Below are 20100 nucleotides of genomic sequence, written 5' to 3' on the forward strand. Positions count from 1 at the left end.
TGATAGCTGATAGCTGATAGCTGATAGCTGATAGCTGATAGCTGATAGCTGATAGCTGATAGCTGATAGCTGATAGCGATAGAGGGAATTTTATGAAACTTGAAGATATTCGCCGTGAATATTTACAGGATGGTTTATCTGAAGACATGCTTGATGCGTCTCCGATCAAGCAGTTTGAAAAATGGCTTGAGCAAGCTGTTGCCACTAATTTGCCTGATCCTACGGCGATGGTAGTCGCAACGGTTGATGAACATGGCCAGCCTTCGCAACGTATCGTGCTGTTAAAGCATCTTGATGAAAATGGCTTTGTGTTTTTTACCAATACCGGCTCGCGCAAGGCGCAGGAGCTTAAAGGTAATAACAAAATCTCTCTGCATTTCCCATGGCACCATATGGAGCGACAAGTCATTGTTTACGGAGAAGCTAAACCTCTACCAACAACTGCTGTGGCTAAGTACTTTTTATCGCGTCCTAAAGAAAGCCAATTAGCTGCATGGGCATCTCAGCAAAGTCGTCCTGTGTCATCACGTAAGGTGTTAATGGAAACATTTGCGAAAATGAAGCAAAAGTTTTCTGATGGTGAAATTCCATTGCCTGATTTTTGGGGTGGCTATTGTGTTGAGCCTACTAAAATTGAGTTTTGGCAAGGTGGTGCGCACCGCCTGCACGACCGCTTTATGTATCAACGCCAAGCCGACGGTAGTTGGCAGTTTGGTCGTTTAAATCCGTAAATGCGTTTTATCGATTCCCACTGCCACCTTGATTTTAGCGAATTTGATGAAACTCGCACAGAGCTCATCAAAGCATGCAAGCAAGTAGGAATTGAGCATTTTATTGTGCCAGGTGTGAGCTTGGCACAATCTACAGCACTTCTTTCTTTTGCCAAATCAGAGCCAAGTATTTCAGTTGCTTTAGGCTTACATCCTTATTTTTTATCTGACCACCAAGCTCATCACCTCGCAGAATTAGAGCAGTTAGCAAAAGCCAATTTAGGCCAGTTTATTGCCATCGGTGAGTGCGGTCTTGATCGCAGTATCGACAACCTCGATAAACAAACGCAGCTTTTTGAAGGGCAGATAGAGCTTGCTAATCAACTTGCTTTGCCACTGATTGTGCATCACAGACAAAGCCATGATTTAATTGCCCGCTCATTTAAGCGCTGCAAACCCAAATATGGAGGGGTTATTCATGCTTTTTCAGGCTCAGAACAACAAGCCTCAAGTTATATAAAACAAGGTTTTAAGCTTGGAGTTGGTGGCGTGATAAGTTATCCACGCGCGGCGAAAACTCGTAAAGTCTTAAGCGCTATAGAGCCACAGCATTTAGTGCTTGAAACCGACTCGCCGTCAATGCCACTTGCTGGCTTTCAAGGGCAGGTAAATACGCCGCTTAAGGTGCGTGATGTATTTGCACATTTATGTGAGCTTAAAGGCGTGATAGGTGATGCAAAGCAGCAACTTGCTGCCGAACTTTACGATTCTTGCTCTGCGCTTTTTTTGATATAGCGATTAAATTGCCAGCGTTTTAGGCCACGGCCAAGTTGCCACGTAAAAATACAAGTAATTACGAGCATAAGTAATACTTGTCTGCCTAAGTCATGAAAGCTACTGTGGCTGGTGGCTATCGATGCTTGCGTAAGATACGTTATTGCCACAAACCCCAGTGGTCTCTCGTTATCACTTATAACGGGCTCAACAAATGGTGTTTTTAATTTACTAATGCCCGGCGTTGAATCCGGTAACAAACCAAAGGTATGGTGACTTTGCCAGTTATCACTGGCAGCTACTTGAATACCTTGTTGGTCGTAAATTATTGCAGCTAACACATACTCATCTGCAGCTATGTGGTTACATAGCGCCTTTAATTCTGGTTTGTTTTTTTCTAGTAGTGGGGTTTTAGCGTTTAGGGCCATAAACTTGGTTAAGCTTATCGCTGTGCTGTCTGCACTATCATAAAGTAACTGATGACTTTGAAAACTACTATTAACGGCAACCCAGCTCAGCAGCACAAAACAGGCTGCAGCTAGACTTAAACGCACCAAACGTTGGCGGTATGTAGCCGAAAATGGAGTTTTTAGTTGGTTATTTTTCATAGTCACCGTATACGCTGCTGACAGCTTTTCAATTTGATGGTACAACTAAACCAGTATAATAACCTTATTAGTTCATTGATTGCGAGTAGCTCATGCGCGCGCAAGGACAGACATAAGTCTAATGTGGAGCCACTATGTCACAGCTTAGCCTAGCTGCTACACCTTCAGCAAATTTAGCTGAACAAATCAGCCTAAATTGCTGGTATAAAATTGAAAACAAACACCTTATTACAACAGACTTTACGCCAAAAGCAAGTCAGGGCGTATTTAGCGTAGCATTCGGTAAAGTACTTGATGCTGAGCAAATACTGGCTATTAGTGAGTTTTTAGCGGCACAAGGGTTTAGCAACTTATCGCTATGTTGTTATCAGCCAATCGCAGACATGCCAGTGGCATGGAGCTTTCATAGCGATGCAACAACAACACTCAGCCCACTGGTATTAGTTGAGTTTGCCAAGCAAATTGGTATTCAACTGGTGCAGTTGACTAATCCACCAACGGTTGATGAGCCTGGTCTATTATTAATGGACATGGACTCTACCGCGATTACTATCGAGTGTATAGATGAAATAGCACGACTTGCTGATGTATATGATGAAGTGGCTGCTGTGACCGCCCAAGCAATGGCTGGGCAATTAGATTTTGCACAAAGCTTAAAACAGCGTGTTGCTAAGCTTGAAGGTATTGATGTTGATCTAATCGATGGCTTAAAAGCACGTTTACCACTTATGCCGGGTGTTAGTGAATTATGCCAATACTTAAAACAACATAATTGGCATTTAGCCATTGCATCAGGTGGTTTTGTACCATTTGCTGAGCATGTGCAAACACTAATAGGTTTAGATGAAGTGCACGCTAATACCCTTGAGTTCAAAGATAATCGTTTAACAGGTAAAGTGATTGGCACTATTGTTGATGCTGAAGAAAAAGCCCGTGTACTTAAACGAATCGAAGCAAAGCTTGCCTTAAATAATCGTCAAACTGTTGCCATGGGTGATGGAGCTAACGATTTAAAAATGATGGCTGCGGCAGGGCTTGGTGTGGCTGTTCACGGTAAACCTAAAGTGGTTGAGCAAGCACAAACGGCTATTAACGAAGGTTCGTTGCTGCAAGTTGCTTACTTGTTAGGCCTACCGTTAGATTACTCGCTTTAACCAGATTGCTTTGCGTTTACTCATTTCGTCGATCAGCCTTTGGTCAATATCAAAATGGGTAAGCGCTTCTTCGGTTATATCAATTAAATCTCCCACACCAGCAACAGCCCATAATGCTTCCTCTAAATCTTTTGCTTTGTGTAAAGCATATTGACTGATGTACTTAAGCTCATTCGATAAGTAATCAATATCAGGCCGGCCTGTGCGTGATACATATAAACGAAATACAAACACTAAGTCGTTTTTCAGTGCTTTTTTTACAAATAGTGTTTGTGATGTGTAATCCTCATCGCTAATGCAGCGGCTGGTAATTGAGTCAGCAATTGTGCCTAAACGTGGGTTAAAACAAACAAAAAGTGTAAATGGCAAAGGTGCATCTTGACGACTACGATCTTTGATAAGTGGGGTGATCACTTCGGTTATTTGGTCTGTCGACAACAAGCCATCAATGCTGGTGCTTTCATTAAGCAGTGCAAAATTTTGTAAAAGCACATGTAATGGACTTGGGTATAAGCCTTGCCCAATAGCACCTATTTTAAAATGCGCTGATTCTTTATGGAGATAAAGCGGAAATTGGCAAACACTTTTTGTTACCATGTTTCTAAGTGCAGTAGAGAGCCCAGGAATCTTAGGGGTTTCTTCACACACTTTTAGTTTATCTTTATTATTATCAATCAACACCGTGAAAAAGGTTATTGCCATATGAGGCAAATCGGTTACTCGATGTACTTTTAAATTCACAGTTGTAAGCGACTTACTTATTGCCATAACTTCATAGCTAAGATCACTTAGATCGTGTTTTTTGGTGATTTTCTGTAGTTCAGGCAAGCTTAACTTAATGATATCGCCCTTTTTAAAGTCTACAGGTTTCTCACATTCAATTTGTAACCCCATAACTGAAAGATCACGTGTGTAGCCCTGCACAAGTTGCTCTTTATGCTTAACCGTGACAGATGTTTTATACAAGAATCGCTTATGCGCTCTTAAATTCACATACTCTAAGGCAACAGGCTCTAGATGAGGCGGTGTCTTGTGTTTACTGTGGCCAAATTGTTTTAATTGATTAACCGCAGTTTTATCAAATACACGTTGTTGGTATTTTTTCTGCTCATACTCACTACCCACTGAAGTCAAAATCAACAAGTATTTAACGTCTTTTAGCATGCCTTGCACACGCGGGGTCGGTGGCTTATTAAGCTTTTCGATGTTTTTACCTGCGCTACTTGGTAACGTCAATGGAATGTATGAATCTTCTGGATGGCTTGGCATTAGCTGAAGTTTAAAACACTGCCAGCTATCTTTTTGACTACCAAACCCTAAAAACAAATCTTTTAAATGAGGCTGATTATTTAACTCAGAGCGAGTTGCTGAATAGTAATATATTCTGCCAGATACTGTATGAGTAAAAGTGTAAATATAGTCTTCTTTTACGGCATCAGGGCTACTGAGTAAGTGAGCAATGCGCTGCTGATTAACAATACTGTATAAACAGGACACTTTTCGCTCATCACAAAAGTAACGCTGAATAAATATATTGTTTTCTGTTGTTAAGGCGAGACTTGGGTAAAGCTTGTCACCCTGCAAACTTAAAAACGTATAGAGCGAAGTCACTCGAGGAATATAGTATTGCTCATATCCTTTAGAAACAACAGCATCTAAGGTATTGTCTAAATTAACTTTATAGCGTCGTTTATTGCCGTGGATAAAGCTATTTAAAAAGTCGTCAAACTGCTTGTTATTTTCTATAAAGGTACGTTTTAAGCGCACATGATTATATTCACGCGATACCTTTTCGACGGCAATGACTTCATATTGAATACCATTTTTCAGACCCAGCTCAAAGTCTTGCTCGAGACCAACCAAGCGTAAGCCAATTAATTGGCCTTTTTTTAATTTATATCGGGGGGCAAGTTTGATTTTTGCACCGCTTAACGAGATATCAGAAGTTGATGCTGAGACTTTCGTTTCTTTATCAATTTCAACCGAGATCTTTATGGAGTAATTCATGCGCTCTTCAGAGCGGCTTTCATAAGAAGCAAATTTGATAACTTTTGCGGTTAACTGATTACTACTGTCATCGCTAATGAGGTCTTGCTCGGCGGCTTTTTTTTGCATCACTCGGTGATTGTTTTCGGTATTCATTACCGCTTCATAGACTGCAAGGGTATAGCCACCGTGGCGTTTAATCGCATCTTCAAACACTTCAATGGCGGTGTCATCCATAAAGTGCTGTTTGCCTTCATACTCGTAAGGTTTTACTTGTCCAGTGACTTGACCACGCAAATCGATAAAGCGTGCTACAGGCTGAGATAAACGCGACATCTCCATTTTGATCAAAAACTGCTCTGGCTTAGTTAAGCTGGCTGTTTTTGCTTTAAATAGCTTGTCGAATTGAGGTGTGCCTAAATTCGCCTTTAGTTCTTCAACTAGACTTTCGTATTTAAGCAAGATATCTTCAGGCATTTATAAAACCATCACTGTCTATCAAATAACGTAGTATTACTCGGCGGTGTTTTGCAGCTCACTACGCGAGTAGTAATTACTTTGTTGTTTTATTAGTTATTGTTATAAGTACTAGCCAATAAAATGGCAAGTTCTCTGGTATTTATTATTAAGCAAAAACTGTGCCCTTAACTTGTTCTTTAGTCAACAGTTAACATATAAGAAGGTCGATAGGGAGCAAGTTACCATGTATTATCTTCGATGTTTTTAAATCTACTATACATCAATTACCTTAGTAGTCAGTTTTACTTTGTCTACTAGATGCTTGAAAATAGTGGTTCAGTAAATACCAGCTATCCAAACAGGTAAGGCCGAATGGCAAAATCAGCAAAAATCGAATTTGTCTGCACTGAGTGCGGCATGAATTATCAGCGCTGGCAAGGGCAGTGTAAATGTGGTGCATGGAATACCCTTGCAGAGTTTAAACCGTCAGCAGGGCAGTCAAAGCAAGCTGCAAGTCGAGCTGCAATTGCAGGCTATGCCGGTAATGTGGGCGGCGGTTCAAAAAAAATAAATGAAGTTGCAACCACTGAAGCTGAAAAGCGCCTTACAGAAATTGGTGAATTAGATAGGGTATTAAGTGGCGGCGTGACCACAGGCTCAGTGAATATTATTTCTGGGGATCCTGGGGCAGGTAAAACCACCTTGTTGTCAGATTTAGTTGCACGTATGTCAAAAGTAATGCCGTCTTTATACTGTACAGCAGAAGAGTCATTATCACAGTTTAAAAATCGGGTTAACCGCTTACGTCTAGATTACAACGAAGATGAGCTGTACTTACTATCTGAAACCAGCGTTGAAGCAATCATTGAAGAACTTGATAAACATAAAATAAAGTTTGCTGTTATCGACTCAATTCAGGCTGTTGTAACAGAAACGGCAAATGGTACTCCAGGGTCACCCTCACAAGTGAAAAGTGCGGCTCAGGCGCTCACGCAATATTGTAAGCAAAATGATGTGACCATGTTTATTATCGCTCACGTAAACAAAAATAACGAAATTGCTGGGCCACAAACCTTAGTACACATTGTCGATGCGTTATTACACATTGACACCAATGATGGGCAAGTAAGGACATTACGTGCCAATAAAAACCGTTTTGGCGATATCGACACTGTGGGCATTTTTAGAATGTGTGAGCGAGGTATGCTGAGCGTTGATAACCCGAGCGAAATCTTCCTATCAGGCTCAACGACTGAGTCGCCGGGCTCTGCGATTACTTGTATTCGTAAAGGCAATCGTAACTTACTACTCGAAATTCAATGTCTAACCACAGAAACCGAAGCTGAATTCCCTCAACGAGTGTGTGTTGGTTTAAACATGAATCGTATCAAGATGCTTACTGGGATTTTACGAAAACACACTAAAACTAAAATCTTCCATGATACGTTTTTTAATATAGTTGGTGGTTTAAAAATTGATGAGTCAGAAACCTGCATTGATTTAGCGTTAGTTACAGCACTTTTAAGTAGTTTGAATGAGTTTTTGGTGCCACGGACTACTTGTATTATGGGCGAGTTGAGTTTAAATGGTGATGTAAGACCAATAGACAGTGGCGTACCTCGAGTTAAAGAAGCGGCGCAACATGGCTTTACTGAAATCTTTATTCCTTATCGTAATTACCATAAATCAATGGAAGGCTTAGGCGCAAAAATTACCCCAGTGAAAACTGTGCATGAATTACTGACGTTAATTAACTAAACACAATTTGATACACTGATAAAAAATTTACACCAATTAAAGGAAATAAAATGAAGAAGTTAATTATTGCGTCGGTTGTTGCTGCGGCAGTCGGTGGCGTAGCTTACGCAAACTATGCTGTGACACAGGAAGTGAAAACAGTGGTTGATCAGCAGCTGAGTGCTTTATCAACACAAAGTGGTGTAGATATTACTTATAGCGATATTTCAGCGAGTGTTTTTGATAGCAGCATGGAGCTTTCGGGTATCAAAGTACAAAGCCTTGATAGCAATGAAGCTATTGCAACCATAGATACGATTGAAGTATCAGGTTATGAGCAAGACAGCATTCCACCTCATACTGGGTTTGTTATGACAAACTTTCGATTCAGTGATGATTTCCTCGCTCAGTTACCGCAAAACGCCAACAACAAATTAGCGTCTACAAGCTATAACGTTAAGTCTTCGCTAGATTACAATAAAGACTCTGGTGATAGTGCGTTTGCAGTTAACGTGACTGCAAATGAAGTGGCCGATGTTCACTTTAATTTAGGGTTGGCGAAATCAACTCCTTTAATGGAAGCGTCATTGGCTATCAGCAAGATGCAAAACTCAACACAAAATGGCCAGCTCACATTAGAGCAGCAACTGCAGCAGCAATCAAAAATGATGGCGGCCATGAGCCAGTTAGAGCCACGAAGTATTTCACTGTCAGTTGCAGATGAAGGTGAGTTAAAAGCGGTTGTAGAGAGCTTCTTGCAAGCGCAAGGTATGACTCATGAACAGTTCCAGCAGGTTGTTGCTATGCAGTTACAACAAGCGCCGGTTAGCACTGACTTAGAGACTGCTATTACTAATTTTGCTCAAGGCTTATCATCATTCTCGGTTTCGGCAAACTTGCCAGAAGGTCAGTCTATGATGCAAATCAATCAGCAAATTATGGCGCTAATGGGACAACCTGAAGAACTTGCCAAATTTATTAACCTTCAAGCAAGCGGTAAATAAGGCTAAGGTGCAGACAACCTTAAAGTGTTGTTCCGTCTTGTGAGCTTACTTTAAGGTTGTTTTTAACTTTTCGGATGCCTCGGTTATGCTCCAAAAACTTTTGTGCTAAAGCACGTTGAAATCCTGTCTTGGTAGAGCCGATAAGCTCAACCGTATCACCCTCTACAATCACCTGTAGATTAGAAATAGTAAAGTTAGGGTTGCTGGTAAGTTTCTGCAAAGCATATTGTTGCAATCTAGGTTGTGCTGATGTGCTTGATGTTAAAACACTGGTATTTGCACTCACCTTTGTCGCACAAGCTAGTAAAAATAAACAACTTAATGAGATCAGTACTACGGTTAATTTAAAGCGGTTCATACGATTCCCTCGCGAAGACTCTGTTGCAGAACCAGTTACAATTATCATTCCAATTTTAAGTTTCTGATTATAAAGTGATTTTATGCTTGGTAGGTTAAAAGGTATGAACTAATTACACAGTAATTAGTAAAAAAGTACATGCAGCAGAGAGCAAAATGCCGAGACGAGCTCGGCATTTTCAAGTAAAGATATTAAGCTATTTTTTCTTTTTTACTTTTGCTTTGGCTTTTTTCTTCGCCTTGATCTTTGCAGGATCTTTTTTCTTTTTAGATGGGATCTTTGCTTCTTTGTGTTGAGGCTCAATACCTTTAATTACGCGACGTTTAAGCTTTTGCTCAATGTAGCGTTCAACCTTGCCCAGAATAGCCACATCGTGAGCTTCAATAAATGAAATCGCAATCCCTTTTTTGCCAGCGCGGCCAGTACGGCCAATGCGGTGTACATAGATATCTGCAGTACGCGGCATATCAAAGTTAATAACATGACTAATATCGGCGACATCAATGCCACGTGCAGCAACATCGGTTGCCACTAAGATATTATTGCGACCAGAGTGAAAGTTCTCCATCGCTTTCATGCGTTTGTCTTGTGGCATTTCACCACGTAGCCATGCAACGCGTAACCCTTCGTTGTTAAGCTCACCAATCAAGGTTTCTAAGCGTTCACGGGTTTTAACAAACACGATTGCTTTATGTATGTCTTCACCGTTTAGGATCTCGACCAACATTTTTAGTTTATGGTTATAGTCATCAGCTAGGTGAACCCACTGATGAATTTTAGCTTTCTCTTTTCGGGTTGACTCTGCTTCAAGTAGTGCAGGGTCATTTAAAATTCGTTCTGCAAATAACTCAACGCTGTCGCCTTCAAGTGTTGCTGAGAATAAGAAACATTGGCGACGATTACGTGCTTCGTCACAAATTCGCAGCATTTCTTTACGAAAACCCATGTCTAGCATGCGATCAGCTTCATCAAGAATAAGCAGTTCAACATTCTCAGCATGGAAATTCTCAGTTTCGAGGTATTCCATTAAGCGCCCTGGCGTGGCAATTAAAATGTCGTTATTACTCTCGAAAATTTCTTTATGTGTCCCGTAGTTAATACCGCCGGTTACTACACCAATTTTGAGGTGTGTTTGCGCAGCAAGTAATTCACATTGTTCATGAATTTGATAAGCCAATTCACGAGTCGGTGTCATGATCAGCACGCGAGCAAAGCCAGGATCGCGACGAGGGAAATCAAGCAAGTATTGAATTGCAGGGATCAAAAAAGCGGCTGTTTTACCAGTACCAGTTGGCGCAGATGCTAAAATATCGCGGCCTCTTAGCGCTTCAGGGATCGCTTGTTGTTGAATACTGGTTGGTGTATCAAAACCCATTTTATTAATGGCATTTAACAGCTTGTTATCGATATCAAATTCAGAAAATTGCATAGAGTGACGTAAATAGAGGACAATTAGGCCTAATTATACGCGTTAACGCGGCTGTGGTGAATGAAAAGGTGAAAAAATGTCAGGCTTTGTGTTTAAACAATTTTCGGTGGAGCAAACTCGTGCTGCAATGAAGGTGTCAACGGATGGCATTTTGTTAGGCGCATGGGCCACTCTTACTAACGCCACACGTATATTAGACATAGGGACTGGAACAGGGCTGCTGGCCTTAATGGCAAAACAGCGAGCGCCACAAGCAACAGTGATGGCGATCGAGATTGATCATGATGCCTGTATCGACGCCCGCGCTAATTTTACCAATAGCCCGTGGTCAGATATCCGTCTTTATCAAGGTGCCGTGCAGTCATTTGATTCACCAGAGCCCGTTGATGTTATCATCACTAACCCGCCATATTTTAACGCCAGCCTCAAAGGAGAGAATGCGCCGCGTAATGCTGCACGTCATACTGATGGCCTTAGTTTTAACGAATTAATAGCTGCATGTAGCAGGCTTAGTCATGACAAAACGTTGTTGAATGTTATTTTACCTTGTCCGGAAGCTGAGCAATTTATTGCTATTGCAAAGCAATTAGGTTGGCATTTAAATCAACAATGTTTAATACAAACAACGCCCAAAAAAGCACCGAGCCGCTGCTTAATGTTATTTAGTCAACAGGCTGTAGAGTGCAAAAAATCGCAGTTGGTTATTCATGCTCAGGATGGTAATTACAGCGCCGATTATCAAAGGCTTTGCAAAGCCTTTTATTTGAAAATGTAACGCTAATATAAGATTTTTGGCGATTCTAATTACTGTTCGGGGATCGCAGGTGGACGTAACTGTATCACCTCATCAAGTTGAATTTGCTGAACATATTCAAGTTGAAGTAAAGCATTTAGTACTCTTTTACAATGTTGTTTATCAATATCAGCACTACAAAAGTTGATGATATTAAATTGTCGTTTGATGTTCAGTCCCGTTATGTCAGGCAGTGGTTGCGTGGTTTCAATTAATACACGAATGCTGGGATAGGGATCGGCATAACCAGAGTGTAATAATTTTTCGATGTTAAATAGGTTATCTTTAAGTTTGCCTAGTTCATTCGCTGTTTTCACGCTTTGTGGCATAAATACTTGTTCGTTAAGGCTATTTACTGTAATTTCGCCTTTGGCGTGAAGTGGGTTAATTTGATGATTGTCATATTGAATAACATCACCAGTCACTAAAGTGAATTGTTTCATTGTGTATCCTTTCAATTGGTTATCCATCCACCTCAAGCATAACAAAATGATGCGTCTAAAAAAATTAATTGTAGTAATAAATTCTTAATAAAGTAGGTGATCTATGTTCCGTTTAGCGTTTGTACTCGCTGCGATGTTATTTTCTCAACTATGCGCTGCAGCAATCAGCCCGGTAGGGCTTTGGAAAACAATTGATGAAGAAACGAATGAAGCAAAATCACTCGTGCGTATTAGTGAGCAAAACGGCGTGCTGGTTGGCAATGTTGAAAAAATATTGAATCCAGCTAAGCAAGATGCACGTTGTGAAAAATGTAAAGGTGATAAGAAAAATCAGCCTATTTTGGGGTTGCAGATTATTGAAGGCGCAAAGGATGCCGGAGATGGAAGTTGGCAAGATGGTGAAATTCTTGACCCTAATAATGGCAAAACCTACACCTTAAAATTGACACCACAACAACAAGGTAAGGTGCTTGAAGTGCGTGGTTATATTGCTTTTTTCTATCGTAATCAATATTGGCAACGCGTTGAATAAAAAAAGCCAAGCATTGCTTGGCTTTTCCTTACAAGTGACTTTTACAAACTTTCGCTGTATTCAGTCATTATTTGCTCAACCCAGTTGGCAATACGCTCATCGCTGAGTTCGTATTGACTGTCTTCATCAAGGGCTAAGCCAACAAATTGTTTGCCATCTTCAGTCAGCGCTTTTGATGCTTCAAACTCGTAACTGTCATCGTTTGGCCACTTTCCTAATAAGGTGATGCTTTGATCACAAATTTCATCGTGCAGCATGCCAAGAGCATCTTGGAACCATTGACCATAACCTTGTTGATCACCCATGCCAAACAGAGCCACTGTTTTGCCATTTAGATTAACATCTTTGATATCATCCCAGATAGACTCCCAGTCTTCTTGAAGCTCACCAAAATCCCATGTAGAAATGCCGAAGATAACGAAATCGAATTGTTCTGCATTTTTTAATGGTTCATCTTTGATGTTATGCAAGCTCACAACGTCTTGCCCAATAATATCGCGAATTTTCTCTGCCGCTATTTCTGTATAGCAGGTAGTTGAACCATAAAATAAACCAATCTGCATCGTATTTATCACCGTGTGTTTGCCTGATATGATAGCTACTCAAGCCGCTTGAAGTATCTACCTTCATGTAGTTTGGTAATATTTTACCGTAAGGCCTATTTAATTGATACCTTGATAAGGATGAGAGTAACCGTGGCGGATAATACTTCACAAGCACAAGCAGGTGTCATGACGGAACAAAATGCAGAGCATTTAGAGGTTTTTTTAGATACCTTGTATTTAGAACAAGGAGTCAGTGAGAATACTCTTGCCGCTTATCGAAGTGACCTCGATAAGTTTTGCCAATTTATTAAAGACACAGACTTACTTGCAGTAACAGCAGAAGATATAGAAGCTTATTTAGCATACCGTGTCGATTTAGGACTAAAGTCGCGCAGCACGGCTCGAAGTATCAGTGCGCTCAAGCGTTTTTATCAGTATTTTGTGCGCGAAAAAGCCATTGCCGACTCACCAATGGTTAATATTGCGCAACCAAAGGCGGGGCAATCGTTACCAAAAACCCTCTCTGAAGCCGAAGTAGAAGCATTGCTTGCAGCTCCTAATATTGAAGATCCAATGGGGCTTCGCGATAAAGCCATGCTTGAACTGTTATATGCCACCGGGCTGCGTGTTACTGAGCTGGTAGGGCTAAGAATGGAGCAAATAAACCTGCGCCAAGCAGTCGTATTTGTAAAAGGTAAAGGTAATAAAGAACGATTAGTCCCTTTGGGTGAAGAAGCAATGTACTGGCTTGAACAGTTTTTAAAAGTAGGGCGCTCGCAGATGATTAAACACGCTACCGACTTTGTGTTTCCGTCTAAGCGGGGCATTGGCATGACCCGACAAACTTTTTGGCATCGCATCAAACACTATGCTATTTTGGCAGCAATAGAGTCACCATTATCACCGCATACGCTCAGACATGCTTTTGCGACGCACCTTTTGAATCATGGGGCAGACCTTCGTGTTGTGCAAATGATGTTAGGTCATAGTGACTTATCAACAACACAAATTTATACGCATGTAGCGAATGAAAGATTAAAGTCGGTACACGAGCAGCATCACCCTCGTGCATAGTGCAACTTTTTTTAAGATGTACCGGTCTATGTAAAAAATGTTCAGGATATAGGATAGTTATGAAAAAGTTAGTTTTAGCCACGGCACTATTTGGCACAAGCTTAAATGTTTTTGCAAATGGCGTATCGACGACAGAAGCCGCTGACGCACCAATTGTTTCAAAATTTGCCGAGTTAGGTGTAAAGGTTAAGCAAGTTAACCCAAGCCCTGTGGCTGGTCTTAAAGAGCTAATTACCGATAAAGGCGTGTTATACGCAAGCCCTGATGGCCAATTCTTAATGCAAGGTACGTTGATTGACCTAAACAACCGTGTAAATCTAACCGAGCATGCGTTAAGTGATGTGCGTAAACAAGGCGTTGCAGAGTACGAAGACTCGATGATTGTTTACAAAGCAAAAAATGAAAAGCATTCAATCACAGTATTTACAGATATCACTTGCGGGTATTGTCGTAAATTACACCGCGAATTAGACGACTTTTTAGAGGCGGGCATTACTGTTAAGTATTTAGCTTTTCCAAGAGGCGGTTTAGCGGGCAAAGGTTATCAAGACTTAATGAATGTGTGGTGTGCTAAAGACCCAGCAGAAGCGTTAACAGAAGCTAAAGCGGGCGCAGAAGTAGCTGCAGTCCCAGGTTGTAACGCCCCGATTGCAGAGCATTACCAACTTGGTCAAAGCTTTGGTATGTCAGGTACACCGGCAATTATTTTAGAAGATGGTACGATGATCCCAGGTTATCAATCAGCTGCGCAAATCAGCCAAGCACTTGATGCTTTACCAAAAACATCGTCATAACTATTTTTAAACGAAAAGGCCTATTTGTCGTAGGCCTTTTTTATTCGCCTTAAGTTAAGAAGTACACTTTCCAATATGGAAAAAATAATTCAAGTTCGTCCTCGCGTTGATGACTCACACCTGCCAAATCATTTACATCCAGTCATTAAACAAATTTACGCATCAAGACAGGTGCAAGACGCAATAGAGTTAGATAACAGTGCAGCAACGTTACATGACTTTCGGTTGTTTAAGGACATCGACAAAGCCGTGTTGTTGTTGCAAGACGCATTAAAAGCACAAAGCCGCGTGTTAATCGTGGGAGATTTTGATGCTGACGGTGCAACCAGTACAGCAACCTTGATGCAAGGTCTTGCCATGTTTGGTTTGAAAAACCTTGATTACTTAGTGCCAGATAGATTCAGTTTAGGGTATGGCCTAAGTCCTGCGCTTGCAGAGCAAATTGTGGCCATGCAGCCTGAGCTTGTGATTACCGTTGATAACGGTATTTCATGCATAGATGGCATTGCAATTGTAAAGCATGCGGGTATTAAGGTGCTGGTGACTGATCACCACTTGCAGGGCGAGGCATTACCTAATGCCGATGCCATTGTGAACCCGAATCGTCATGACTGCCAATTTCCATCGAAATCAATAGCAGGCGTTGGGGTGGCTTTTTATCTGCTTATCGCTTTACGTAGTCACTTACGTGATCAAGGGTATTTTCAACATCAGCCAATGCCGAATTTGGCCGAATTACTTGATATTGTTGCCCTTGGTACCGTTGCCGATGTGGTCGCCCTTGATGCCAATAACCGTACCTTAGTACATCAAGGTTTAGCTCGTATTCGTAGCGGTAAAACACGTCCAGGTATTAGTGCTCTCATTGAAGTGGCAAATCGTAATGCAGCGCGCTTAAGTGCCAGTGACTTTGGCTTTTCATTGGCACCACGCTTAAATGCAGCAGGGCGCTTAGATGATATGAGTTTAGGTATAGCCTGTTTATTATCGAGCGATATTAATCAAGCCCGCAGCATTGCCAGCGAGCTCGACAGCCTCAATCATGAGCGCCGTGAAATAGAGCAGGGCATGCAAACTGAAGCGCAAGCTGTGCTTGACCGTTTAGCCTTTAAAACAGATTCAGTGCCTGATGCCATTTGTTTGTATCAAGCTGATTGGCACCAAGGTGTTATTGGCATTTTGGCTGGTCGCTTAAAAGAAAAGTATCACCGTCCTACGATTATTTTTGCAGCTGGCGATAACGGTGAAATTAAAGGCTCTTGCCGCTCCATTGAAGGGCTGCATATGCGTGATTTACTTGAGCGCATAAATACCTTACACCCTCATCTGATCAGCAAGTTTGGTGGTCATGCTATGGCGGCAGGTTTAAGTATTAACGAGCAATGTTTTAATGAATTTAAAACAGTGTTTGAACACATGGTGGCACAAACACTCAGTGAAGAGCATAAGCAAAGTATTTTACTTACCGATGGTGAACTGCCAAATGATTGCTTCTCGATGGAGTTTGCCAACCTGTTAAAAAATGCAGGGCCTTGGGGACAACAATTTCCAGAGCCAGTGTTTGAACATGTGTTCGAAGTGGTGCAGCAGCGTATTGTTGGTGAAAAACACTTAAAACTAGTTTTAAAACATCAATCTGGAAGGTTAGTTGACGCAATAGCATTTGCTGTTGACGTGCGTGCCTGGCCCGACACCGAAGTACGCTATGTAAAAGCGGCATACCAACTCGATATAAATGAATTTCGTGGCAAATTCTCGTTACAACTAATTATCCGAGAGCTACAAAAAACCACATAAAAATATCGTTATAATCGACATAAAAGGCTAATAAAACGCTCGGTTTTTTGTTAAAATCGGGCGTTTTTAATATTTGTAGATAATTTACCGTAATTATTGTCGAGAGCGGTGCGCGGTAAATCAGCCATTTTGGAGTAATGTACATGTTTGAAGTGAATCCTGTGATTAATCAAATCAAGGAAATTCGCGAACGTACTGAACTGCTTCGGGGGTATCTTTGACTACCCTCTTAAGAAAGAGCGGTTAGAAGAAGTTAACGCAGAACTTGAAGATTCAGCAGTGTGGAATGAGCCAGAGCGAGCTCAAGCCCTAGGCCGTGAAAAGTCGGCACTCGAAGCTATCGTTGAGACCATTGATAATTTAGTGGCCGGTACCGAAGATGTTGAAGGCTTAGTTGAGCTTGCTGTTGAAGCAGAAGACGAAGAAACCTTTGCCGAAGCAGAAACTGAATTAGCCGATTTAAACGCACAGCTTGAAAAGCTAGAATTCCGTCGTATGTTCTCGGGTGACCATGACCAAAACGATGCGTACCTTGATTTACAATCAGGTTCTGGCGGTACTGAAGCGCAAGACTGGTGTAACATGTTGTTGCGTATGTACTTACGTTGGGGTGAAGCGAAAGGCTTTAAAGTTGAACTTGTTGAAGCAACTGATGGTGATGTGGCTGGTATCAAAGGCGCAACAGTGCGTTTTGTTGGCGAATATGCATACGGTTGGTTACGTACAGAAACCGGTGTTCACCGTTTAGTACGTAAGAGCCCGTTCGACTCAAGTGGTCGTCGCCATACCTCGTTTGCATCGGCATTCGTTTACCCAGAAATCGACGATAATATCGAAATTGATATTAATCCGGCTGACTTACGTATTGACGTTTACCGCGCATCTGGTGCGGGTGGTCAGCACGTAAATACAACAGAGTCGGCGGTTCGTATTACGCATATACCAACCAACACTGTTGTACAGTGCCAAAATGAGCGTTCACAGCATAAGAATAAAGACCAAGCAATGAAGCAGTTAAAAGCGAAGTTGTTTGAACTTGAAATTCAAAAGCAAAATGCCGAGAAGCAAAGCCAAGAAGATGCTAAATCTGATATTGGCTGGGGTAGTCAAATTCGTTCATACGTACTTGATGACTCGCGCATTAAAGATTTACGTACTGGCGTTGAAAACCGTAATACTCAAGCGGTTCTTGACGGCGACTTAGATAAATTTATTGAAGCCAGCCTTAAATCTGGCCTATAACCACCGAGCTAAAAAAGAGCTAAAAAATGACTGATCAAATCCAAGACGAAAATAAGTTAATCGCTGAGCGTCGTGGCAAATTAGACGCAATCCGCGAAAATTGCCCAGCCAACGGTCATCCAAACCAATTCCGTCGTGAACATTACACGGCTGATTTGCAAGCTGAGTTTGGTGATAAATCGAAAGACGAATTAGTTGCTGAGCAGCACGTTGTATCAGTAGCGGGTCGTATTCTTGCAAAACGTGGTCCTTTCCTTGCGTTACAAGATATGAAAGGCCAAATTCAAGCGTACGCGTCAAAAGACGTACAAAAAGAATTAAAAGCAAAATACGGTCAACTTGATATCGGTGACATCATCGGTGTTAAAGGTGCACTAAATAAATCAGGTAAAGGTGACCTATACGTAGAAATGACAGAGTACGAGTTACTAACTAAGTCATTACGTCCGTTACCAGAAAAATTCCATGGTTTATCTGACCAAGAAACTAAATACCGTCAACGTTATGTTGATTTAATTACCAATGAAGCGACGCGTGAAACCTTCCGTATTCGCTCAAAAGTTGTTGAAGGTATCCGTCGTTTCTTAGCTGATCGTGACTTCATGGAAGTTGAAACACCGATGCTACAAGTGATCCCAGGTGGTGCGTCTGCTCGTCCATTCGTAACACACCACAATGCACTTGATATCGATATGTACTTACGTATTGCACCTGAGCTTTATCTAAAACGTTTAGTGGTAGGTGGTTTTGAGCGTGTATTCGAAATCAACCGTAACTTCCGTAACGAAGGTTTATCAACACGTCATAACCCAGAATTCACAATGATCGAATTCTACCAAGCATACGCTGATTATATTGACCTGATGAACATCACTGAAGACATGTTACGTACTGTTGCTACAGATGTACTAGGTTCACCAATTGTTGTAAACACAACTAAAAATGAAAACGGTGAAGTGGTAGATTCAGTAGAGTACGATTTTGGTCAACCTTTTGCTCGTTTAACAATGAGCGAGGCTATCCTTAAGTACAACCCAGACTTTGATGCTGCGGTATTTAATGACCCTGAAAATCATTTTGAAGAGCTTAAAGCGTACGCTAAGCAAGTACACGTTAAGATCCCAGAAAACTGTGTATGGGGCCCTGGTAAGTTCTTATGTGAAATCTTCGAAGAGACTGCAGAGCATAAGCTAATTCAACCTACTTTCATCACAGCTTACCCATGGGAAGTGTCACCACTTGCACGTCGTAACGACGAAAACCCATTTGTGACTGACCGTTTCGAGTTCTTCGTAGGCGGCCGTGAATTAGCGAATGGTTTCTCTGAGCTTAATGATGCGCAAGACCAAGCAGAGCGTTTTTCTCGTCAAGTTGAAGAAAAAGACGCAGGTGATGATGAAGCAATGCACTACGATGAAGATTATATTCGCGCGTTAGAGTACGGCTTACCACCAACAGCAGGTGAGGGTATTGGTATCGACCGTCTTGTGATGTTATTCACTGACTCACCAACAATTAAAGACGTGATTTTATTCCCGCATATGCGTCCTCAAGCTGATTAATCAGTTTTTAGGATTAGAAAACGCCGCTTTTTAGCGGCGTTTTTGTTATAGGAAATTTCTGATTTTTTCTTCGCTAGTGTTTTTATTTTTAATTTAAATTATTGATATATAGTGTATTTATTGTTTTTGTTTGCTACGTAATTATTGCTTTGTTCGTTTTTAATACAAACTAAGGTTGATAAAGTCATTTTTCTAGTCAGAATGTTAATGTACTAAATAAAATCCGTTCACTGCTTAAATGGAATTAATTAAAATGACAACAAAACCAGCGCAGTTACCAACAGATGTAGCAAAAAGTGATGAACAACGTGAAAGCTTTTACCGAGCATGTATCTTTGAATTTCAAAAGTTAGGATATCAAGACCAATACCTAGCAGAATTAACTGATGAGCATATTCCTTTAACTGGTCTCGATTTATTGGCTGATAAAGAAAAAACGCCTAAAGCTTAAGCGATTTTAGGGAGTTTGAGTCAGTTGTGCACAATCTCTAACCATCTACTCGAAATTCCTTGAAAAGTGTTTGACTTATTTTCTGAAATCTTTATTATACGCCCCACAAGACGGAGAGGTGGCCGAGTGGCCGAAGGCGCTCCCCTGCTAAGGGAGTATAGGGTTTGTAGCTCTATCGAGGGTTCGAATCCCTCCTTCTCCACCATTTTTCCTAAAATGGCATGTCTTGAAAGTAATATGTGTGGACGCGTAGCTCAGCTGGATAGAGTACCTGGCTACGAACCAGGCGGTCGGAGGTTCGAATCCTCCCGCGTCCGCCACTTTTACTTTAACTCTTGCTAAGAGAATAAATTAGCAATATTCAAGTATGCGTGTGGACGCGTAGCTCAGCTGGATAGAGTACCTGGCTACGAACCAGGCGGTCGGAGGTTCGAATCCTCCCGCGTCCGCCATATTTGAAACTCACATCGAGTATAAAGATACAAATTTGGTCGGAGGTTCTCTCTTTCAAGAGACGTCCCGCAACCGCCATATTTGAAAATCATTGCAAGATTATAAAATGCAACTTTGCGGACGCGTAGCTCAGCTGGATAGAGTACCTGGCTACGAACCAGGCGGTCGGAGGTTCGAATCCTCCCGCGTCCGCCA

19 protein-coding genes and 4 tRNA genes are annotated in these 20100 nt (G+C 41.4%); 17 read left to right on the plus strand and 6 right to left on the minus strand.

Annotated features, from left to right (window positions below; translation table 11 throughout):
- The first annotated feature begins 92 nt into the window (after window positions 1-92).
- Both pdxH and QL229_RS19950 read left to right on the plus strand, forming a co-directional pair.
- Complete coding sequence (pdxH, locus tag QL229_RS19945; RefSeq protein WP_135925887.1) at window positions 93-731, plus strand: pyridoxamine 5'-phosphate oxidase; 639 nt, start codon at window positions 93-95, stop codon at window positions 729-731.
- The gene (locus tag QL229_RS19950) at window positions 732-1505 is read left to right on the plus strand and encodes a TatD family hydrolase (RefSeq protein ID WP_138558608.1); all 774 of its coding nucleotides are present in this window, start codon (window positions 732-734) and stop codon (window positions 1503-1505) included. It begins immediately after the preceding gene.
- Here QL229_RS19950 and QL229_RS19955 read toward each other — a convergent pair.
- On the minus strand, window positions 1472-2092 hold the full coding sequence (locus QL229_RS19955; RefSeq protein ID WP_135925885.1) for an AhpA/YtjB family protein: 621 nt from the start codon (window positions 2090-2092) through the stop codon (window positions 1472-1474). The two genes, QL229_RS19950 and QL229_RS19955, sit on opposite strands and share 34 nt — an antisense overlap.
- 134 nt (window positions 2093-2226) lie before the next feature.
- Here QL229_RS19955 and serB point away from each other — a divergent pair, with 134 nt between their 5' ends.
- Window positions 2227-3246, plus strand: a complete 1020-nt coding sequence (serB, locus tag QL229_RS19960; protein ID WP_138558609.1) for a phosphoserine phosphatase SerB — start codon at window positions 2227-2229, stop codon at window positions 3244-3246.
- Here the strand turns inward: serB and QL229_RS19965 are convergent.
- Window positions 3229-5709 (minus strand): PilZ domain-containing protein, encoded by a 2481-nt coding sequence (locus tag QL229_RS19965; RefSeq protein WP_138558610.1) that lies wholly within the window; start codon window positions 5707-5709, stop codon window positions 3229-3231. The two genes, serB and QL229_RS19965, sit on opposite strands and share 18 nt — an antisense overlap.
- A gap of 354 nt (window positions 5710-6063) precedes the next feature.
- Between QL229_RS19965 and radA the strand changes: the two genes are divergently transcribed.
- A complete protein-coding gene (radA, locus tag QL229_RS19970; protein WP_138558611.1) occupies window positions 6064-7449 on the plus strand; it encodes a DNA repair protein RadA in 1386 nt (461 codons plus the stop codon).
- 50 nt (window positions 7450-7499) lie between these two features.
- Window positions 7500-8432, plus strand: coding sequence for a hypothetical protein (locus QL229_RS19975; RefSeq protein ID WP_138558612.1), 933 nt, complete (start codon window positions 7500-7502; stop codon window positions 8430-8432).
- Between the two features lie 19 nt (window positions 8433-8451).
- Here QL229_RS19975 and QL229_RS19980 read toward each other — a convergent pair whose 3' ends face one another.
- Together QL229_RS19980 and srmB are read right to left on the minus strand one after the other, a co-directional pair.
- A complete protein-coding gene (locus tag QL229_RS19980) occupies window positions 8452-8790 on the minus strand; it encodes a BON domain-containing protein (RefSeq protein WP_135925880.1) in 339 nt (112 codons plus the stop codon).
- 196 nt (window positions 8791-8986) lie between these two features.
- A complete protein-coding gene (gene srmB / locus QL229_RS19985) occupies window positions 8987-10219 on the minus strand; it encodes an ATP-dependent RNA helicase SrmB (protein WP_135925879.1) in 1233 nt (410 codons plus the stop codon).
- 76 nt (window positions 10220-10295) lie between these two features.
- Between srmB and QL229_RS19990 the strand changes: the two genes are divergently transcribed.
- Window positions 10296-10994, plus strand: coding sequence for a methyltransferase (locus QL229_RS19990; protein WP_138558613.1), 699 nt, complete (start codon window positions 10296-10298; stop codon window positions 10992-10994).
- Between the two features lie 29 nt (window positions 10995-11023).
- Here QL229_RS19990 and QL229_RS19995 read toward each other — a convergent pair whose 3' ends face one another.
- On the minus strand, window positions 11024-11455 hold the full coding sequence (locus QL229_RS19995) for a hypothetical protein (protein WP_138558614.1): 432 nt from the start codon (window positions 11453-11455) through the stop codon (window positions 11024-11026).
- A 133-nt stretch (window positions 11456-11588) separates the two neighbouring features.
- Between QL229_RS19995 and QL229_RS20000 the strand changes: the two genes are divergently transcribed.
- Window positions 11589-11987, plus strand: a complete 399-nt coding sequence (locus QL229_RS20000) for a DUF2147 domain-containing protein (RefSeq protein WP_240704552.1) — start codon at window positions 11589-11591, stop codon at window positions 11985-11987.
- A gap of 41 nt (window positions 11988-12028) precedes the next feature.
- Here the strand turns inward: QL229_RS20000 and fldB are convergent, their stop codons facing one another.
- Window positions 12029-12550 (minus strand): flavodoxin FldB, encoded by a 522-nt coding sequence (gene fldB / locus QL229_RS20005; RefSeq protein WP_138558615.1) that lies wholly within the window; start codon window positions 12548-12550, stop codon window positions 12029-12031.
- 120 nt (window positions 12551-12670) lie between these two features.
- On the opposite strand from fldB, the gene xerD reads away from it, so the two are divergent.
- The 10 genes from xerD (at window position 12671) to QL229_RS20055 (ending at window position 20100) form a co-directional block, all read left to right on the plus strand.
- A complete protein-coding gene (xerD, locus tag QL229_RS20010) occupies window positions 12671-13606 on the plus strand; it encodes a site-specific tyrosine recombinase XerD (protein ID WP_138558616.1) in 936 nt (311 codons plus the stop codon).
- Window positions 13607-13665: 59 nt separating this feature from the next.
- Entirely contained in the window at window positions 13666-14400 is a 735-nt protein-coding gene (dsbC, locus tag QL229_RS20015; protein ID WP_138558617.1) for a bifunctional protein-disulfide isomerase/oxidoreductase DsbC, read from the plus strand.
- 75 nt (window positions 14401-14475) lie between these two features.
- Window positions 14476-16197 (plus strand): single-stranded-DNA-specific exonuclease RecJ, encoded by a 1722-nt coding sequence (gene recJ, locus QL229_RS20020; protein ID WP_138558618.1) that lies wholly within the window; start codon window positions 14476-14478, stop codon window positions 16195-16197.
- 143 nt (window positions 16198-16340) lie between these two features.
- A protein-coding gene (prfB, locus tag QL229_RS20025) for a peptide chain release factor 2 (RefSeq protein WP_135925871.1) occupies window positions 16341-17439 on the plus strand; the annotation gives its coding sequence in 2 pieces (ribosomal slippage) (window positions 16341-16415 and window positions 16417-17439; 1098 coding nt in all).
- Between the two features lie 26 nt (window positions 17440-17465).
- Window positions 17466-19001 (plus strand): lysine--tRNA ligase, encoded by a 1536-nt coding sequence (gene lysS / locus QL229_RS20030; protein ID WP_135925870.1) that lies wholly within the window; start codon window positions 17466-17468, stop codon window positions 18999-19001.
- Window positions 19002-19254: 253 nt separating this feature from the next.
- On the plus strand, window positions 19255-19452 hold the full coding sequence (locus QL229_RS20035; RefSeq protein ID WP_135925869.1) for a hypothetical protein: 198 nt from the start codon (window positions 19255-19257) through the stop codon (window positions 19450-19452).
- Window positions 19453-19564: 112 nt separating this feature from the next.
- Window positions 19565-19657: transfer RNA gene (locus QL229_RS20040), tRNA-Ser, on the plus strand.
- Between the two features lie 38 nt (window positions 19658-19695).
- Window positions 19696-19772 (plus strand) — tRNA-Arg (locus QL229_RS20045).
- 55 nt (window positions 19773-19827) lie between these two features.
- Window positions 19828-19904, plus strand: a tRNA-Arg gene (locus QL229_RS20050).
- A gap of 119 nt (window positions 19905-20023) precedes the next feature.
- A tRNA-Arg gene (locus tag QL229_RS20055) sits at window positions 20024-20100 on the plus strand.

It is taken from the genome of Pseudoalteromonas sp. PAR1, from assembly GCF_947311895.1.
GTDB lineage: Bacteria > Pseudomonadota > Gammaproteobacteria > Enterobacterales > Alteromonadaceae > Pseudoalteromonas > Pseudoalteromonas lipolytica_C.

What these genes read in the sequence shown, in the direction of transcription:
- pdxH (WP_135925887.1), top strand. Translation starts at nt 93, where the DNA reads ATGAAACTTGAAGATATTCGCCGTGAATATTTACAGGATGGTTTATCT.
- QL229_RS19950 (WP_138558608.1), top strand. Translation starts at nt 732, where the DNA reads ATGCGTTTTATCGATTCCCACTGCCACCTTGATTTTAGCGAATTTGAT.
- QL229_RS19955 (WP_135925885.1), bottom strand. Translation starts at nt 2,092, where the DNA reads ATGAAAAATAACCAACTAAAAACTCCATTTTCGGCTACATACCGCCAA.
- serB (WP_138558609.1), top strand. Translation starts at nt 2,227, where the DNA reads ATGTCACAGCTTAGCCTAGCTGCTACACCTTCAGCAAATTTAGCTGAA.
- QL229_RS19965 (WP_138558610.1), bottom strand. Translation starts at nt 5,709, where the DNA reads ATGCCTGAAGATATCTTGCTTAAATACGAAAGTCTAGTTGAAGAACTA.
- radA (WP_138558611.1), top strand. Translation starts at nt 6,064, where the DNA reads ATGGCAAAATCAGCAAAAATCGAATTTGTCTGCACTGAGTGCGGCATG.
- QL229_RS19975 (WP_138558612.1), top strand. Translation starts at nt 7,500, where the DNA reads ATGAAGAAGTTAATTATTGCGTCGGTTGTTGCTGCGGCAGTCGGTGGC.
- QL229_RS19980 (WP_135925880.1), bottom strand. Translation starts at nt 8,790, where the DNA reads ATGAACCGCTTTAAATTAACCGTAGTACTGATCTCATTAAGTTGTTTA.
- srmB (WP_135925879.1), bottom strand. Translation starts at nt 10,219, where the DNA reads ATGCAATTTTCTGAATTTGATATCGATAACAAGCTGTTAAATGCCATT.
- QL229_RS19990 (WP_138558613.1), top strand. Translation starts at nt 10,296, where the DNA reads ATGTCAGGCTTTGTGTTTAAACAATTTTCGGTGGAGCAAACTCGTGCT.
- QL229_RS19995 (WP_138558614.1), bottom strand. Translation starts at nt 11,455, where the DNA reads ATGAAACAATTCACTTTAGTGACTGGTGATGTTATTCAATATGACAAT.
- QL229_RS20000 (WP_240704552.1), top strand. Translation starts at nt 11,589, where the DNA reads ATGTTATTTTCTCAACTATGCGCTGCAGCAATCAGCCCGGTAGGGCTT.
- fldB (WP_138558615.1), bottom strand. Translation starts at nt 12,550, where the DNA reads ATGCAGATTGGTTTATTTTATGGTTCAACTACCTGCTATACAGAAATA.
- xerD (WP_138558616.1), top strand. Translation starts at nt 12,671, where the DNA reads ATGAGAGTAACCGTGGCGGATAATACTTCACAAGCACAAGCAGGTGTC.
- dsbC (WP_138558617.1), top strand. Translation starts at nt 13,666, where the DNA reads ATGAAAAAGTTAGTTTTAGCCACGGCACTATTTGGCACAAGCTTAAAT.
- recJ (WP_138558618.1), top strand. Translation starts at nt 14,476, where the DNA reads ATGGAAAAAATAATTCAAGTTCGTCCTCGCGTTGATGACTCACACCTG.
- lysS (WP_135925870.1), top strand. Translation starts at nt 17,466, where the DNA reads ATGACTGATCAAATCCAAGACGAAAATAAGTTAATCGCTGAGCGTCGT.
- QL229_RS20035 (WP_135925869.1), top strand. Translation starts at nt 19,255, where the DNA reads ATGACAACAAAACCAGCGCAGTTACCAACAGATGTAGCAAAAAGTGAT.